The sequence below is a fragment of the Flavisolibacter ginsenosidimutans genome, assembly GCF_007970805.1.
Lineage (GTDB): Bacteria > Bacteroidota > Bacteroidia > Chitinophagales > Chitinophagaceae > Flavisolibacter > Flavisolibacter ginsenosidimutans.
The window spans coordinates 791830-808486 of sequence record NZ_CP042433.1 but is presented as its reverse complement, the minus strand read 5'-3'; the positions used below and the strand labels follow the sequence as shown (position 1 = coordinate 808486).

Sequence of the window (16657 nt, the reverse complement as noted above, 5' to 3'; positions counted from 1 at the left end):
TAAACACGAATTGAGATCAAACAAAAACTTGGGAAGCCAATTGCAGGCTGAACTGAAGCGCTTCTTTGTTTATATTGATTGGCAAAGCATGTTCTTCGAAATAGGAAATGATGGATTCCGTGTTCATGTTCCCCACCAAATCATCGCCGGCCATAGGGCAACCCCCAATGCCTTTCAATGCGCCGTCAATGCGTTTGCAACCTGCGTGTACAGCCGCTTCTAATTTTGCCTTCCAATTGTCAGGCGTAGAATGAAGATGAACACCGAAACTTGTGTTTGGATATTTTGGAATCAATGTGTCTAACGCAAATGAGATTTGCTCTGGCGTAGCCACGCCAACGGTATCTGCCAAAGAAATAATTTGAATGCCTTTCTTCACCATTTCACCGGCCCATTTCAATAAAATTTCTTCGTTGTAAGGATCGCCGTATGGGTTGCCAAAACCCATGCTCAGGTAAATAACAAGTTGCTTGTTGTTTTTCATGCAAAGATTTTGAATCTCCTCTACCCTGTGCAAGCTTTCGTCTATTGAACTGTTGGTATTTCGTTGTTGAAAGGTTTCGGAAATGGAGAACGGGAAACCGAGATAAGAGATTTCATCGTACACAACCGCTTCTTCCGCTCCCCTTGTATTGGCAACAATAGCAAGCAATTTTGAGCTTGAATTTTGAAGGGTTAAGCCCCTCACCACTTCTTTTGTGTCGGCCAATTGCGGAATGGCTTTGGGCGAAACAAAGGAGCCGAAGTCAATTATATCGAAACCCACTTGCAGCAAACTGTTGACGTAAGCAATCTTTTTTTCGGTTGGAATAAAATGACCCCAGCCCTGCATTGCGTCGCGGGGACATTCCACGAGTTGATAAGTTGATTGGTTAATTGGCTGATTGGTTGTTGGAATCATTGTTCACTCTTTGCTCTCGTGAATTGACGCTGCTTCATCGCTTCGTACAAAATCATTCCCGTGGCGACCGAGACGTTCAACGACTCGAAATCATTTACCATCGGTATTTTAAATTTTTCATCGCTTGCTTTCAACAATGCGGGATAAATTCCTTTTTCTTCACTACCCATAATGATGGCAAGCGGTTCTTTAAAATCAATGTCAAATACATTTTCCGCGGCAGTCATTTCGCTGGCCAAAACTTTAATACCGTTCAGATGCAATTCATCTATTGCTTTCAGCAAACTGTTTACTCTGCATACCGGCAACTTTTCCAAAGCGCCTGCTGATGTTAAAATAGCATCTTCGTTTAGCATGCCCACCCCTTTGTCTGGAATGATAATAGCGTTTACGCCGGTGCAAAAAGCCGTTCGGGCAATGCCGCCGATATTGCGGATGTCGGTGATGCCGTCAAGCAACAGAAACAACGGCACTTCTCCCCTCTCCACCACAAATGAAATTATTTCCTGCAAATCCTGGTACTGAATTTTTGAAAGCAAAGCCACGCACCCTTCGTGACTGGTAACGTTAAATGCATTTAACTTGGCTTCGGGCACTTTATTCACAGGAACGTTGTTTTGTTCGGCCAGCTTTACAAGCTCACTCAATTCTTTCCCGCCAAGGTTGTTTTGAAGATAGATGCGTTCCAGCGGCTTGCCTTCTTTCAAAGCTTCTGTTACAGCCTTGCGGCCCACAACGAGCAAAGATTTCTTGGGGCGGCTTTGTGGTCGGAAATGTTTCAAGGAAAATTATTTTTTTATGCGACTGTCAAAAGTAAAGGTCTCCACCTCTTTAATGTGCACCTTTTTAAAATCGGGATGAAGAGGGTTAAGAAGAAAATTAAATTCGGACGGAAGGATGACCGAAGGAAGCTTTAATGCGAGATACTTTTGCAGTTGTTTCGTCCCCCATTCTTTGACGAACATTGATGAAGAGATTTCCATCCATCCGGCCGGCAATTCCTTTAATTGAAAAGACGCCCATCCATCCTCCGGAATTTCATAAGCGGTGAACGATAAATCCTGCGCTATTTCATCGAGGTAAACGTTTGCCGCATACTCCAACACACAGAGAGAGCGGGCCGCGGATGTGTAAATGCAGGGTTGCCCAATCACGTTCCAACGGCCGCCGTGCAGCTTTGCGCCTTCGCCGGTCAATTGCGTGGCATACTTCGATCTGCCCAAATGATAAACCATCATTAGCTGTACACTCCGTATTCAATTCGGCCGATCAAATGCCTTACTTCTTCTATTCCGTAAAGCGTATCAATCAGGCTTAACGGCGTTACCCAGCCCAAGGCCCTGTTTTCTCTTTTCATCCAGCCGTTGAATTTTTCGCGATTACCAAAAACATCATAGCCATACGAATACAATTCGGCAATCAAAAAAACGCGTTCGCTGATGTATTTATCAAACCTTGCCTTGCCCTTTTTGTTGTGCAGCGTAGCTTTTGCTACATTCAGCGCCAGGGAAAGCGTGTCGTAATCCAGTTCTGCTCCGTTTTTTAAATTCTCCAGCTCCTCCTTCGACACGCCATCACGTATTGCACTGATTTTATCGAAAGAGTTCCATTGATGTAATGGAATAACCTTGGCTTTGCTATTGCCAACCTTGCTCAACGGATTGCGGATTTGATAGGCCGCGGCTGGCTCTTTTACTTTCATAGTTTAATTTTATACTAAGCTAAGTAAATTTTTTGACTCTTTCATTTTGGCCAAAAAAAGTGGCTGAATGCTCAGCCACTTTTTAGTGTTATTTCAAACCAAAAGTTTTTTTCACTTTCGGTACGTAATCGAGTTTTTCCCAGGTAAACAACTCCACTTTCTTTTTAACGGTTTTGCCGTCGGGTGACCTAAACTCTTTTGTTACAACCTCTGGTTTGCGGCCCATGTGACCGTAAGCCGCTGTTTCACTATAAATAGGATTGCGCAGCTTCAGACGTTGCTCAATAAAGTAAGGGCGCATGTCAAAAATGCCTTCCACCATTTTTGCAATTTCACCATCGCTCATGTCCACTTTTGCTGTCCCGTGCGTGTTTACATAAACACCCATCGGCTGGGCTACACCAATGGCATAAGAAACCTGAACCAATACTTCGTCGCAAACACCGGCAGCCACAAGGTTCTTTGCAATGTGGCGTGTGGCATAAGCTGCTGAACGGTCAACTTTAGAAGGGTCTTTTCCGCTGAACGCGCCGCCGCCGTGTGCGCCTTTGCCACCGTATGTATCAACGATGATTTTACGGCCGGTCAAACCCGTATCGCCGTGCGGACCACCAATTACAAACTTGCCGGTTGGATTAATGTGATACTTGATGCCATCGTTAAAAAGCTTCGCGTATTTTTTGTATTTGGATTTAACACGCGGAATCAAAATACTCACAATATCTTTTTGAATGCGCTCCTGCATTTTGGCTTCGGTGTCAAAATCATCGTGCTGGGTAGAAACAACAATCGCGTCAATACGAACGGGTTTGTTGTTATCGTCGTACTCAAGCGTCACTTGGCTTTTTGCATCAGGGCGCAAATACTTGATTTGCTTGTTCTCTCTTCTTAATGCGGCAAGTTCCTGCAAAAGCTTGTGTGCTAAATCAAGAGCCAACGGCATGTAGTCTTCCGTTTCGGCCGTTGCATAACCAAACATCATTCCCTGGTCGCCGGCACCTTGCTCTTCTTTTTTCTTGCGATCAACGCCCTGGTTGATGTCAGCCGATTGCTCGTGAATGGCCGACAACACGCCGCAGGAATTGGCCTCAAACATGTATTCGCTCTTGGTGTAACCAATGCGCTTGATGACATCGCGGGCAATGTCCTGCACATCCAAATAAGCTTTCGATTTTACTTCGCCGGCCAACACTACCTGCCCGGTAGTCACCAACGTTTCGCAGGCAACTTTCGAAGCGGGATCAAAGGCAAGAAAGTGATCAATAAGGGCATCGGAAATTTGGTCGGCAACTTTATCAGGATGGCCTTCCGACACGCTTTCAGAAGTAAACAAATAAGGCATTTAAAAATTTTTTGAATGAATGTTTGTTGATTTCCATTCTCCGCTGAAGAGAAAATTTCTTCCTGCGTAAATGAAAATCGGGTGCAAATATAAGCACCCGGAAAAATTACAGATTGGAATATATTATGCGCAACCGAAGCCGCATTGCCGGATTAGCGACAGCGGGTCCGTAAAGCACTACTCGTCCATCTGCGATGTATTGAAGATTTGGCACTGAAATATATTGGTTCAGATTCTTGGCAAAAAGATTACTGCGCAGCGGAGCGTAAAGGCGCAGACTGTCGTTGCGTTCTTTACGGGTTACAATACCCTGCACATAACGGGTGATGTTGAAGCGGTAAGCGTTGTCCGCTCCCAATGTGCCGCCAAAGGCCACAAAATTCAGCGAACCGTCGCTTCCTACTTGTAAATCATTTTCAAAACTGTACGCCGAATCCGATGCGCTACTTGGTACACGGCGGTCGAGCAACAAGCGGCTGGGCGGTGTGAAAATATTATCCACGCCGGTAGCGTCTGGCACTTTGCAGGCAATGATTTCTGCGCGGTGAATCACCTTGTTCGGGAACGCATCAAGCCCCGGTATTTTGATTCCAACGTACGAACCCGCGGGGAATGATTGCACATAAAGCTGTTGAGGATTCGATACATTAAGGTTGGCAAGGTAAGGGCCGCCCGGCGTACGTTGAATGGAATTGATTTGGGAATACGCCGAGTGAACAAAAGTTGCCGACGTTGTATCGGTAACATTATTAACCGTAGACCGGAAATAAACAATTAATTGTGTATTGGCATTGTCGTATAAATTAAAATAGCCAAAAGCGCCGTTGCCCGAAGCCGACGTAGCTTTCACAGCCAATCCTCTAAACAGCAAGCGGAAGGTTGAGTCGCTGTAATATCCTCCTTTACCACTAGTAGAACTTGTATCGAACGATATTAATTTTTGTGCGATTGAATTGTTCAAACGAATGCGCAAAACGTTCGCCGCCTTCACCGCCGTATCGGATGGTTTCCGCCCCACCAAAATTGAATCTTTCAAATCTTTTAACGCAAACGTTTTTGAGCCCAATACCGATCCTGTTGCAATAGAACCGTTATCAAAACGGTAAAGAGTCGTATCATTAAAGTTTGCTCTCGGCGAGGTAATTTCCGACACCGATACGTTGATTAAACTCGTCGTATCGCCGTAAGAACCTTTATAAGCGAGTGATAAAACAACGGAATCAATCTTTAGTGAATCGGTATTGTTTGGGTAAGCTGTTTTAAAGGGATATGTGCCATACGCCGAGCTGCTTAATGTAAAATACATGTCGGCTTTAGAGGTACCAAAAACCGGATCGGTTGTTTGACCCAAGGCCATGTAATCACTGATCAACGTCTTGGTCGTATCGTTAAAAAAATGATAGGCCGCCTGCAAATCCAACGTCGTATCAAAGGTGTGAACGTTGTCAACCGCCGGAATTAAATCACTGCCCAGTTCTGTAGATTCATTGATTTTTGTACAGGAGAAAAAGAGAACCAAAAAAGCAGTAAAAAGCAGGACAGACAGGCCTTTAAAATTCACAGCAAATAATTATGGATGAGAGAAAAATTACTTGCTCGCAAGGTCGTTATACAGTTGTAAATAGTCTGTTAAATCAGATTCTGCATTGTACGGCAAGGTCTTCTTTCCTTTCACTTTTAAAAACTCATCAGCCAATTTTTTATCGGGCTTTTCAATACCGAAAGTGATGGCATCGGCATAGGTTGCACCACCGCGCATCATGGCAATATTGTTGGCCTCTTTGTACGGTTCAAGGTCTTTGTCTTTAATGAGCGGACTGATTTGCGCTTTCTTTAAAAAATCGGTGCCGAGCTTTTCTTTGAAGGTTGTTTGACCAATGGTGAAAACAACTTTGCTGTGTGAGAAGACAGGTTCTTTTTTATAAACCGTTTTTAAGTACAACGGAATTAATCCCGTCATCCAGCCGCTGCAATGAATGATGTCGGGTGGCCAGCCAAACTTCTTCACCGTTTCCAATGCGCCTTTGCAAAAGAACACCGTGCGCAGGCCGTTGTCTTCGTACCATTGTTCGTTTTCATCTGTAAAAACATATTTGCGTTTGAAAAGATCTTCGTTGTCAAGGAAGTAAACCTGAAGACGGGCATTGGGCAATGAAGCGACTTTAATTTGCAACGGAAAATCTTCGTTGTCAACCGAAATGTTGATGCCTGAAAGCCGCACAACTTCGTGCAAACGATGGCGGCGTTCGTTGATGGCGCCAAAGCGTGGCATTATGCAACGCACCTCCAATCCGCTGTCGTTAGATTTGATGGCCAGCTTATTTACTACTTCAGAAAATTCCGTCAACTCCAGGTAGGGCGACATTTCGTTGGCAATAAATAAAATTCTTTTCTTTGCTGACATTATAACGTGTTTTAGAGAAAAACTGAAAGTTTGCAAAAGTAAGGATTTAATCTGTGCAATCCTTGTTGCAAGTAAGACAAACCACCTACATGATTGTTTTTAAAAAGGCTGACGAACTTACCCGTTACCTTCTTCAACAAAGGGCCAAAGAACGTTCTATTGGTTTTGTTCCGACAATGGGTGCCCTTCATCCAGGACATCTCTCTTTAATTGGAACGGCAAAAAAAGAAGAGGCAATTACCGTTTGCAGCATCTTTGTAAACCCCACTCAGTTTAATAACCCCGATGATTTTAAACGCTACCCGGTTACAGTAGAAGAAGACATCAAAAAGCTGTTAACCGTTGATTGCGATGTTTTGTTTTTACCGGCAACAGAAGAAATTTACCCAGAAGGTTATGCTGCAAAACATTACGACCTGGGTGAGTTGGAAACCGTGTTGGAGGGCCATTATCGCCCGGGGCATTTTCAGGGCGTTTGCCAGGTCGTTCACCGGCTTTTGGAAATTGTTCAACCCGCTGCTTTGTACCTGGGCCAAAAAGATTACCAGCAGTGCATGGTCATTGAAAGGTTGATTGCCGTGTTGGGAAAGCAAAACAATATTCAACTAAAAATCTTGCCCACGCTACGCGAAAGTGATGGTCTTGCCATGAGCAGCCGCAACTTGCGGCTGAATGCAAATCAACGGCAAACCGCGCCAGCTTTATATGAATCTCTTCTCTATGCAAAAACTCATCTCGCCAACGATTCGCTTGAAAAAATAAAACAAGCAAGCAGAAGCGATTTAGCAAAGAAAGGATTTGCCGTTGATTATTTTGAAATTGCCGATGCGCACACGCTTCTTCCTCCCTCGGATAAAAATGAATCCCTGGTGGCGCTGGTAGCGGCAAGTCTTGACGGAATTCGTTTAATTGACAATCTTCCGTTGAATTAACGTCTGCTTCACCACCCGGCTTTAGCTTTGCAGGCGTTATGAACATTTCTGTTTTAAAATCGAAGGTGCACCGTGCGGTGATTACCGAAGCAAACCTGCATTACGTGGGCAGTCTCACACTTGACGAAGACCTAATGGATGCGGCCAATTTAATCGAGAACGAAAAAGTAACCGTGGTGAACGTGAACAACGGTGAGCGTCTCGATACCTACTTAATAAAAGGCAAACGCGGCTCGGGTGTTTGTTGCCTTAACGGCCCCGCAGCCCGCAAAGGTCTAACAGGCGATGTTATCATCATCATCTCTTATTGTTCGCTTCCTTTTGAGGAAGCAAAAACCTTTAAGCCCTGGATTGTTTTTCCGAAAGACGGAAACAAGTTGATTAGCTAATTCGAGGATTGGCCAATTAACTGATCAAGCAGTCACAGTCCGTCCACTTCAAAATTTATGAACTGTTTGAAGAAGCTGTTTCCCCAATTAGCTAATCATCACATCGGCCAATCAGCTAATCAATCTCTTGCTATCTTCACCCGCAATGAAGAAACCCTTTGTTACCATATTGCAGTATCTTTTTTTTCTGGGTCTGGGGGTTCTTTTTGTCTGGCTTTCGGTGAGGAAGATTGAAGCAAAGCAATGGCTCGAAATTAAAGCCTCATTGCAACACGCAAGACTTCTGCTCATCATTCCTGTCTTCATCATGCTTCTGCTAAGCCACTTTAGCCGCGCCATCCGCTGGAAGATTTTAATGGAGCCATTAGGATACAAACCGTCAACGTTTAACACGTTTGCCGCGGTAATGATCGGTTATCTCGTCAACGCCGGCGTGCCGCGTTTAGGTGAAGTCGTCAAGTGCACGCTTCTTTCGCGGTACGAAAAAGTAAGGGCCGATAAACTTGTCGGCACCATTGTAATGGAAAGGGCCGTTGACGTTGTATGCCTGTCTGTTGTCTTTGTATTGGCACTGGCTTTTCAAGGTTCTGTCATCGGTGATTTTGTCGGTTCGCTTTTTGGCAATTTCTTTAAAAACAATGCGGGCAAAACATCAACAACAAAAATTACTGTGTCGCTTTCGGTTTTGATTCTTTTTATTGCTGCGGTTTATTTTCTGTTAAAACGGTTTGGACATATTGATGCCGTTGGAAAAATAAAAAACATATTGAAAGGTATTTTGCACGGCCTGCAAAGCATTCGTTTTATCAAACACAAAGGCTGGTTTCTTTTTCACACGCTGCTTATTTGGACATTGTATTTACTGAGCACTACGGTGGGCATTTATGCCTTAAGAGAAACAGCACCCTTGGGCATTGGCGGCGGTCTAACCACACTGGCCGTAGGAAGTGTGGGCATGGTGCTTACACCGGGCGGCATCGGCGCTTACCCGCTGCTTGTTTCGCAACTGATGGAAGTTTATGGCCTGGATAAAGACACCATCGGCAACGCATTGGGTTGGCTTTTGTGGACGGCACAAACCGTGATTATCTTATTCGGCGGATTGGTTTTAGCCGCTCTGTTTTCTTATTACAACAAAAACAAACGACCGAGTGAAAGAAGAGCAAAACTTACAGACGAAGATATCGCACCTATCTGACCTGCAACAGAAAGTAACGCAATGGAAAAGCGAAGGCAAAACCGTTGCCTTTACCAACGGCTGTTTTGACATTCTTCACGCAGGACACATTGCTTCTTTACAGGAAGCTGCGCAGCAAGGCGACAAATTGATTGTAGCCCTGAATGCTGATTCATCGGTAAAAGCGTTAAAAGGTGAGTCGCGTCCGGTAAACAACGAAAACGCAAGAGCCGTTGTGGTGGCGGCTTTGGGCATGGTGGATGCGGTTGTTGTTTTTTCAGAACCCACACCAAAAGAATTGATCATTGCCCTCAAACCCGATGTGCTGGTAAAAGGCGGCGATTACAAAGTGGAAGACATAGCGGGTGCAAAAGAAGTCTTGAATTGGGGCGGCAAGGTGATTATCAACCCCATTGTGGAAGGATACTCTACAACATTAATCATTGAAAAGATGCGAACGTAAATTGGCCACCGGTAACGTGTAATGGAAGAAAGAAAAATAACAGCCTATCGTTTGATAGGCTGTGCTATTTGAAGCGCTCCATTGTCCATTCCCGATTGTTGATTGTCTTCTTTGGGTATATTTATTGATGATAAGCATAACCGTATGTCGCATGTTCGAACAAAAACCATTCAACGAGATATAAGCTGGCTATCCTTCAATGCCCGCGTGTTGCAGGAGGCCGGCGATTACACCGTTCCGCTGCGCGAACGCATTCGCTTCCTCGGCATTTTTTCCAACAACCTTGATGAATTTTTTCGCGTACGTGTGGCCACGCTTAAACGCATGATGCAATTGGGCAGCAAAGGCAAAATGCACCTTGAAGAAAACCCCGAGCAAATTCTGGAAGAAATTCAAATGACGGTACTCGCACAGCAAAGTGAGTTCAACCGCATTTGGGAACTTATTTTGGAAGAGATGAAAGAACAAAAGATCTTCCTTGTAACAGAAAAAGAATTGAACGAAGAACAGCGTGCATTTGTGAGCAATTATTACGATGAGGAAGTAAGCGCCAACGTGATTCCGCTGATGATTGAAAGCATTCCGGAAATGCCTTTCCTGCGCGACAAGTCAATCTATCTTGGTGTGGTGATGTGGAAGCAGGAAAGTGCGCTGAAGCGAATGTTTGCGCTAATTGAAGTGCCTACAAGAGTGATGAATCGTTTTGTGCTTCTCCCCTCGCCCGACGGTGAGCATCACATCATGTTGCTGGAAGACGTGATTCGTGCAAACCTGCCGGAAATCTTCAATTATTTTGGCTACGATCAATATCATTCTTCTGTTTTTAAGGTAACCAAAGACGCCGAAATAGACATAGATAACGACCTGTCCACAACCTTGATGGAAAAAATTGCAAAAGGAATAAAAAACCGCCGCAAGGGAAAACCGGTTCGCTTTGTTTACGACAAAGAAATGGACCCGGGACTTTTGGAATTTTTGATACGCAAGCTTAATCTTTCCAAACGAGACAACATCATTCCCGGTGGACGCATTCACAACTTCCGCGAGTTCATGGATTTTCCCCGAAACGTTTTCCCAACGCCGGGCACTCGTCGCAAACCTTTCGATCACCCGGCTTTGTTGGAGAAACGCGTTACAGATGTGGTGCTGCAACGCGACTTGATGCTACACTTCCCCTATCATTCGTTTAACCCGGTGATTGATTTATTGCGCGAAGCGGCGATTGACCCCGATGTAACGTCCATAAAAATTACCGCCTATCGTTTGGCCGGTCAATCAAAGATCATCAACGCCTTAATTAACGCGGTACGCAACGGCAAGCAGGTAACGGTGATGCTTGAATTAAAGGCCCGTTTCGACGAAGAAGCGAACCTCAAGTGGCAGGCGCGACTTGAAGAAGAAGGCGTAAAGGTTTTAATTGGCATACCAAACATGAAGGTGCACGCAAAGCTTTGCGTCATTCGAAAGCGGGTGCAGGACACCATCATGCAATACGGTTTTGTCAGCACGGGAAATCTGAACGAAGACACAGCCAAAGTTTACGCAGACCATTGCCTGCTGACGTCGAACAAGGCAATCATGACCGATGCGAACCGCATCTTCAATTACATTGAGCATTACAAAACCGGAACGCATTTTTTAAAAGCCTGCACCACGCTTTTGCCTTCGCCACAATTTGCCCGCAAGGAAATTGTCAAGATGATTCAGTCCGAAGTAAAGGCGGCGCAACGCGGCCTCCCCGCTTCCATTTGCGCCAAGATGAATTCTCTTTCGGACGAAGAAATCATTGACGAATTGTACGCGGCCGCCAAGGCAGGCGTTGAAATAAAACTCATCGTCCGCGGCATCTTTTGCATGTTTTCCGAAAAAGAAAAATTCTTAAAGCCCGTTAAAGCCATCAGCATTGTGGATGAATATCTGGAACACGCAAGAGTTTGGATTTTTCACAACAACGGGAAAGAAAAAATTTTTATCTCCTCCGCCGACTGGATGGTACGAAACCTTGATCACCGCGTGGAGGCAAGTTGTCCCGTTTTTGATCCGCAAATTCAAAAAGAGTTGAAAGACATCATTAACATTCAACTGCGCGACAACGTAAAGGCCCGCATCCTGGACAATGCGTTGAGCAATCAATACGTGCAACCGGCCGATGGCGAAGAGCGCATTCGTTCGCAATACGAAACTTATTTTTACCTACACAATAAAATAGAACAAAACCTTGCGATTAGCCGCTATTGACATTGGAAGCAACGCTGCCCGTCTGCTGATTAACGATGTAGTGCCGGGCGCAAACGGTCGTCCTGAGTTCGTAAAACTTTCACTTGTGCGAGTCCCCTTACGACTGGGCTTCGACGTGTTTGAATCGGGCACCATTTCGGAAGAGAGAGCAAAGATGTTTGTCACAACCATGAAAGCCTACAAGCATTTGCTCGACGCTTACGAAGTAAAGCATTTGATCACCGCGGCAACGTCGGCCATGCGTGATGCGAGCAACGCAGCCGATATTTTGCAAACCATAGAAGCCGAAACGGGCATCGAGGTAAAAATCATTACCGGCGAAGAAGAAGCCACGTTTATTTACGAAAATCATTTTGCCGATAACCTTAATAGCAACGAGTCATATTTATATATTGACGTGGGCGGTGGAAGTACCGAGCTTACCTTTTTCAGCGACGGCAAACTGGTTATCCAAAAGTCTTTCAACATCGGCACTATCCGGCTTTTAAAAAACCAGGTTACGCAGGAGCATTGGGCCGAAATGCGGGCATTCATTCGCGAAAAATTAAGAGGTCACCACCACATTACTGCGATTGGTTCAGGCGGCAACATCAACAAAGTTTTTTCACTTTCCAAACGCAAAGAAGGCAAACCGCTTTCGCTCGACTTGTTGCGCAATTACTACAAAGAGTTGAGTTCACTTTCCTTGCATCAACGCATCAGCACGTATGGAATGCGGGAAGACCGCGCCGATGTGATTGTGCCCGCTCTGCTTATTTACATCAACGTAATGAACTGGGCAGACGCCGCGGAAATTTTTGTTCCGAAAATTGGCTTGGCCGATGGTTTAATTCACATTCTTTATGAAAGACTAAAAGCCGCTAAAGTTTAAGCGAATTGTGTCTTTAGTGGATTGCTACTATTGAGCTTCCGTGGGGTTTATGCTGACCCTTTGGCAAACTCAGGGTGACAAAGACGAAGCATTGCACTTTTTACTGCTGAGTCCATTGAGCAATTCAGCGAAATTTCCCCTGTGTGCTTTCTCTTAGCCTGCTTTTCAAGAAACGAGTCGGCACCATAAATGCATATTTATTTGTTTCAACTTGCGTTCTCTCTATCGTTTAAAGAAAGATAAAGTGGCAGTGGCAGGTTGGCAGAAAAAAGAATCCGGCCCCTTATTTGATGTTTAAACATTGAAATTGAAATAAAGAGATTTTATGCGAATAGAAATTGTTTCAGGAAGCCCGAGAAAAGACAGCACAACCAGCAGGCTTGCCCTGCATTTAAAAAATTTACTCAAAGAAAAGTCAGATCATGAAATTGGCATACTCGACGTTCGAGAACATCCTCTTTCCTTGTTGCAAAAGGTCTTTACCTCTGTTGACGATGCGCCCGAGAAACACAAGGAATTGGCGCGACGCATGTTTGGAGCGGATGCCTTCATCATTGTAACGCCTGAATACAACGGCAGCTACTCTCCTGCCATGCAAAACATGTTCGATCACTTTCCAAAGCAGCACCGCAAACCTTTTGGACTGGTAACGGCGTCACCGGGTGCTTTGGGCGGCATAAGAGCTGCCATGCAATTGCAGCAGTTTGTAATGGCCTTGTTTGGCGTGCCTTCGCCCTACATGTTGGTAACGCCGCACGTTGACAAAAAGTTTAACGCCGAAGGAAACCTTCTTGATGCAAGCTTTCAAAAAAGCATTGATGTTTTCGTGAATGAGTATTTATGGTTGGCCGAAAAACTCGTAGATGAAAAGGTAGAAGTATAGATGTTCGTTTGCTTTTTATGAACCCGGCACTGTTGCTGTTATTCTGCGAAGATCTTTCGCGAAGCGCCAAGACGCTGCGTGAAAAGAAAAGCCAATTAATGTTCTGAACGCACAAGAGTGCGACGCAACGGAAGCTTAATAAACAGTCAAAAGTCCGTTACCTAAAATTCTTTACTCTGTTTAAACAGATTGAATTCCCTTTGAAAACACCAATCTCAAATTTTAAACATTAAATTTTAAATAACATGAAAATAGTCTTACATAAAGCTGCCACACGTGGCCATGCAGATCACGGTTGGCTCAATAGCTGGCACACTTTCAGCTTTGCCGGTTACCACGATCCTGAACGTATTCACTTTGGCGCCTTGCGTGTATTGAACGATGATACCGTGGCGCCGGGCGCCGGTTTCGGAAAGCACCCACACAACAACATGGAAATTGTTTCCATTCCGCTCGAAGGCGATCTCGAACACGGCGACAGCATTGGCAACACTGCCGTTATCAAACAAGGCGATGTGCAGGCTATGAGTGCCGGTACAGGCGTAGTGCATTCCGAAAAAAACAAGAACGGTGATAAACAGGTGAAGTTTCTGCAGATATGGGTTTTTCCCAACGAACGAAACGTGCAGCCGCAATACGATCAAAAGACTTTTAGCAACGCAGAAAAACAAAATAAACTCTTAACCGTCGTTTCGCCGCTGGGCACAAACGATGGCGGCGTGCAAATTCACCAGGATGCCTGGTTTAGCTTGGGCAAACTGGACAAAGGCACAATCGTCAACTACCGGTTGAAAAAAGAAGGCAACGGTGTGTACGCATTTTTATTAGAAGGCGATGCAAGCATTAACGATGTTGTCCTGAACCGCCGCGATGGCTTGGGCATTAGCGAAGAAGGAACGTTAAATATTGTTGCCAATACCGACGCCGAACTTCTGTTGATGGAAGTGCCGATGACGTGAGATGTGAAAAGAGAAACGTGAAACCGTGCAAGCTTTAGAACTGTAGTTTAAAACGTTTTCACGTTTGACCTTTCAAAAAATAGATATCATGAAATACAGAACCGTAAAAAAATATACTTCTCTCCAACACATGAACGTTGGGCCGTTCAAAATAAAGCAGCCTTTGCCGAACGATGAATTGCAACAAGTCAGTCCTTTTCTTTTATTGCACCACGGCGGACCGCAAACCCATGCACCCGGAGAACTTAAGGCCCGTTTAAGTCCGCACCCGCACCGGGGTTTTGAACCCGTTACGTTTTTATTCAGCGGAAAGATTCACCACAAAGACAGCACGGGCAGCGAAGGTTTTTTACAAACCGGCGACGTGCAATGGATGACGGCTGGAAGCGGCATCATTCACAGCGAAGGACCATCGGCTGCTTTTGCAAAAGAAGGCGGCGAAATGGAACTTGTACAATTGTGGGTGAACCTTCCACGGGAACAAAAAATGGTGGCGCCGAAATACCAGGACATGAAGAAAGAAAACATCCCGGTTGTAAAAGAAAAGGGCTTTCAACTAAGTCTCGTTGCGGGCGAATACAAAGGGTTGAAAGGACCGGCTTCTACTTTTACGCCGATTCTGGCCATGATGCTTCGGTTTGAAGACGAAGGAGAAACCGATATTCAAATTCCTTCTTCTTATAACTCGCTTTTGTATGTGTTGGACGGCGAGATTGAAACAGGCAACGTTTTGTTTGAAAAATACAATCTCGGCGTTTTTGAAAAGAATGGCGATGGTGTTTTGTTGAAAGCAAAAAAGGGCGGAAAAGCCTTGTTGCTTGCCGGCGAACCAATCAACGAGCCCGTTGCCAGTTACGGACCTTTTGTAATGAACTATCCCGGCGAAATCAAGCAAGCGATCATGGATTATGAACTGGGCAAAATGGGCGTACTGGAAAGCTGAGAAAACTCAGTTGCGGAAGCGATAAGGTTCAGGAAACGGCGAGCTGTTGTTGCGTTGCTTTGAAAGACAAAATCTTCGTTTATGTACACAACATCCATCCCGAATCTGCACGTTGAATACCGCCTTTGGACGAGTGAACTGGTTTTTTTTAAAGAAGAACTGCGGCGCTTTGAACATCAATTAGAAGCCCTGACAAATCGAAATAAGGAAGGTGGAATCAGCGCCGGCGTTGAGCAATTTCAAAACCGTTTTATCCGTCAGAAAGAAGTGATAGACGAACTGAAACACAAGCTTGCATTGAGCGAACGCAACCTCGCAAGTTTCGTGAAAGAGCTTAACGGTCTTGGTTTAAACAGCATACGAATGGATAATCACGTGAAGCTTCGCGCCGACATGCTTACTTTCCGCAAACTTTACGCTGAGCTAAAAAACGAGTTTCGCAAATTTGAAGCGGTTTGTTGTTGATTAGTCTGGTCGCTGGCAAAACCCGGGCTTTATCTGAACGACGAAGTTGAAGCCAATAAAATAAAAGTTCGGTTATTTGGGTCCGCAAAAAACTTTGCCCCTACTTTTAGTCCCATGCAAACGGCTTCTCCAAAATACGTTCATACCGACGTTGACCACAACCTTTCCGACCCTTCCCAACTTGTGCCGCTTTTTCAGCAACTGTTTTCGCCGCAATCGGTTTGCGACGTTGGCTGCGGCGTAGGCAATTTTTTGCACGTCTTTAAGCAAGGCGGTGTTCCGCGGGTGCTTGGCCTGGACGGAGAATGGGTTAACCCGCAACTTTTACACAAATACTTAAGCGAGCCCGAATTCAGGACCGTTGACTTCGAAACAAAGATTACACCGCCCGAAACGGCCTTTGATCTTTGTCTTTGTCTGGAGGTTGCCGAACACGTTTCGGAAGAACGTGCCAATGATTTTGTTGATCTGTTGGCGCAAATTGCCGACACGATAATTTTCTCGGCAGCGCTTCCTTTCCAGGGCGGCATCAATCACATAAACGAACAAAAAGAAGAATACTGGGAACGCAAATTCAATTTGCGGGGATTTAAAAAATACGACATCATTCGCCACCGGATTTTTGCCAACAAAAAAATTTCGGGGCCTTACCGCCGAAACATTGTTGTGTACAGCAAGAATGATTTAAGCCGCCTCTCGGCTGTTCCATACGGTGCTTTTGCACTGCAGGAAAATTGCATGCAACGCCTTTACATTGATCTCATGACCGGCTCTCTGTCTTTCGCCACTCTTTCAAAATTCTTCATCAAAATTTTAGCGATGAAGATGGGTGGCAAAAAATTGATTGAGACCGTAAAAAAAATTCGTCCAGGCAAGAGGTAATATTGGGCTATTTAAATCCACATTTCTGTTTTTTGTTTTGATGCGCAACGAAGCGAGGCTTTGCGAAAGCTTTAGATGCTTTGTTTATTTTGCGCACAAGGTTTCT

At 44.9% G+C, this 16657-nt stretch carries 18 protein-coding genes; 11 read left to right on the top strand and 7 right to left on the bottom strand.

Translation table 11 applies throughout. The annotated features are described in order from the left end of the window. Positions 1 to 16: 16 nt before the first annotated feature. From FSB75_RS03345 to FSB75_RS03315, 7 genes are all read right to left on the bottom strand, one after another. Positions 17 to 901 (bottom strand): hydroxymethylglutaryl-CoA lyase, encoded by an 885-nt coding sequence (locus tag FSB75_RS03345; protein WP_146782742.1) that lies wholly within the window; start codon positions 899 to 901, stop codon positions 17 to 19. Next, on the bottom strand, positions 898 to 1683 hold the full coding sequence (rlmB, locus tag FSB75_RS03340; protein WP_146782738.1) for a 23S rRNA (guanosine(2251)-2'-O)-methyltransferase RlmB: 786 nt from the start codon (positions 1681 to 1683) through the stop codon (positions 898 to 900). The genes FSB75_RS03345 and rlmB overlap by 4 nt, the downstream gene beginning before the upstream one ends. A gap of 6 nt (positions 1684 to 1689) precedes the next feature. Next, positions 1690 to 2139 carry an RES family NAD+ phosphorylase gene (locus FSB75_RS03335; protein WP_146782735.1) on the bottom strand — a complete coding sequence of 150 codons (450 nt, stop codon included), beginning with the start codon at positions 2137 to 2139 and terminating at the stop codon, positions 1690 to 1692. After that, on the bottom strand, positions 2139 to 2603 hold the full coding sequence (gene parS, locus FSB75_RS03330) for a type II RES/Xre toxin-antitoxin system antitoxin (protein WP_146782732.1): 465 nt from the start codon (positions 2601 to 2603) through the stop codon (positions 2139 to 2141). The genes FSB75_RS03335 and parS overlap by 1 nt, the downstream gene beginning before the upstream one ends. Positions 2604 to 2691: 88 nt before the next feature. Then, the gene (gene metK / locus FSB75_RS03325; protein WP_146782729.1) at positions 2692 to 3945 is read right to left on the bottom strand and encodes a methionine adenosyltransferase; all 1254 of its coding nucleotides are present in this window, start codon (positions 3943 to 3945) and stop codon (positions 2692 to 2694) included. A gap of 106 nt (positions 3946 to 4051) precedes the next feature. Continuing rightward, positions 4052 to 5506 (bottom strand): DUF4270 family protein, encoded by a 1455-nt coding sequence (locus FSB75_RS03320; RefSeq protein ID WP_146782726.1) that lies wholly within the window; start codon positions 5504 to 5506, stop codon positions 4052 to 4054. 27 nt (positions 5507 to 5533) lie between these two features. Further along, positions 5534 to 6349, bottom strand: a complete 816-nt coding sequence (locus FSB75_RS03315) for a glycogen/starch synthase (protein WP_146782723.1) — start codon at positions 6347 to 6349, stop codon at positions 5534 to 5536. Between the two features lie 89 nt (positions 6350 to 6438). Here FSB75_RS03315 and panC point away from each other — a divergent pair, with 89 nt between their 5' ends. The 11 genes from panC (at position 6439) to FSB75_RS03260 (ending at position 16551) form a co-directional block, all read left to right on the top strand. Further along, positions 6439 to 7281, top strand: coding sequence for a pantoate--beta-alanine ligase (gene panC / locus FSB75_RS03310; RefSeq protein WP_146782720.1), 843 nt, complete (start codon positions 6439 to 6441; stop codon positions 7279 to 7281). A 38-nt stretch (positions 7282 to 7319) separates the two neighbouring features. Continuing rightward, a complete protein-coding gene (gene panD, locus FSB75_RS03305) occupies positions 7320 to 7670 on the top strand; it encodes an aspartate 1-decarboxylase (protein ID WP_146782717.1) in 351 nt (116 codons plus the stop codon). 145 nt (positions 7671 to 7815) lie between these two features. Beyond that, the gene (locus tag FSB75_RS03300) at positions 7816 to 8868 is read left to right on the top strand and encodes a lysylphosphatidylglycerol synthase transmembrane domain-containing protein (protein ID WP_146782714.1); all 1053 of its coding nucleotides are present in this window, start codon (positions 7816 to 7818) and stop codon (positions 8866 to 8868) included. After that, a complete protein-coding gene (gene rfaE2, locus FSB75_RS03295) occupies positions 8822 to 9310 on the top strand; it encodes a D-glycero-beta-D-manno-heptose 1-phosphate adenylyltransferase (RefSeq protein ID WP_146782711.1) in 489 nt (162 codons plus the stop codon). Before FSB75_RS03300 ends, rfaE2 begins: the two co-directional genes overlap by 47 nt. A 144-nt stretch (positions 9311 to 9454) precedes the next feature. After that, the gene (gene ppk1 / locus FSB75_RS03290; RefSeq protein ID WP_146782708.1) at positions 9455 to 11548 is read left to right on the top strand and encodes a polyphosphate kinase 1; all 2094 of its coding nucleotides are present in this window, start codon (positions 9455 to 9457) and stop codon (positions 11546 to 11548) included. Beyond that, a complete protein-coding gene (locus tag FSB75_RS03285; protein WP_146782705.1) occupies positions 11529 to 12419 on the top strand; it encodes a Ppx/GppA phosphatase family protein in 891 nt (296 codons plus the stop codon). Before ppk1 ends, FSB75_RS03285 begins: the two co-directional genes overlap by 20 nt. A 325-nt stretch (positions 12420 to 12744) precedes the next feature. Beyond that, complete coding sequence (locus tag FSB75_RS03280) at positions 12745 to 13302, top strand: NADPH-dependent FMN reductase (RefSeq protein WP_146782700.1); 558 nt, start codon at positions 12745 to 12747, stop codon at positions 13300 to 13302. 245 nt (positions 13303 to 13547) lie between these two features. Beyond that, positions 13548 to 14261, top strand: a complete 714-nt coding sequence (locus tag FSB75_RS03275; protein WP_146782698.1) for a pirin family protein — start codon at positions 13548 to 13550, stop codon at positions 14259 to 14261. Positions 14262 to 14349: 88 nt separating this feature from the next. Continuing rightward, entirely contained in the window at positions 14350 to 15204 is an 855-nt protein-coding gene (locus tag FSB75_RS03270) for a pirin family protein (protein WP_146782695.1), read from the top strand. Between the two features lie 81 nt (positions 15205 to 15285). Beyond that, positions 15286 to 15669, top strand: coding sequence for a hypothetical protein (locus tag FSB75_RS03265; protein ID WP_146782692.1), 384 nt, complete (start codon positions 15286 to 15288; stop codon positions 15667 to 15669). A gap of 114 nt (positions 15670 to 15783) precedes the next feature. Next, on the top strand, positions 15784 to 16551 hold the full coding sequence (locus tag FSB75_RS03260; protein WP_146782689.1) for a class I SAM-dependent methyltransferase: 768 nt from the start codon (positions 15784 to 15786) through the stop codon (positions 16549 to 16551). The last annotated feature ends 106 nt before the right edge of the window (positions 16552 to 16657 follow it).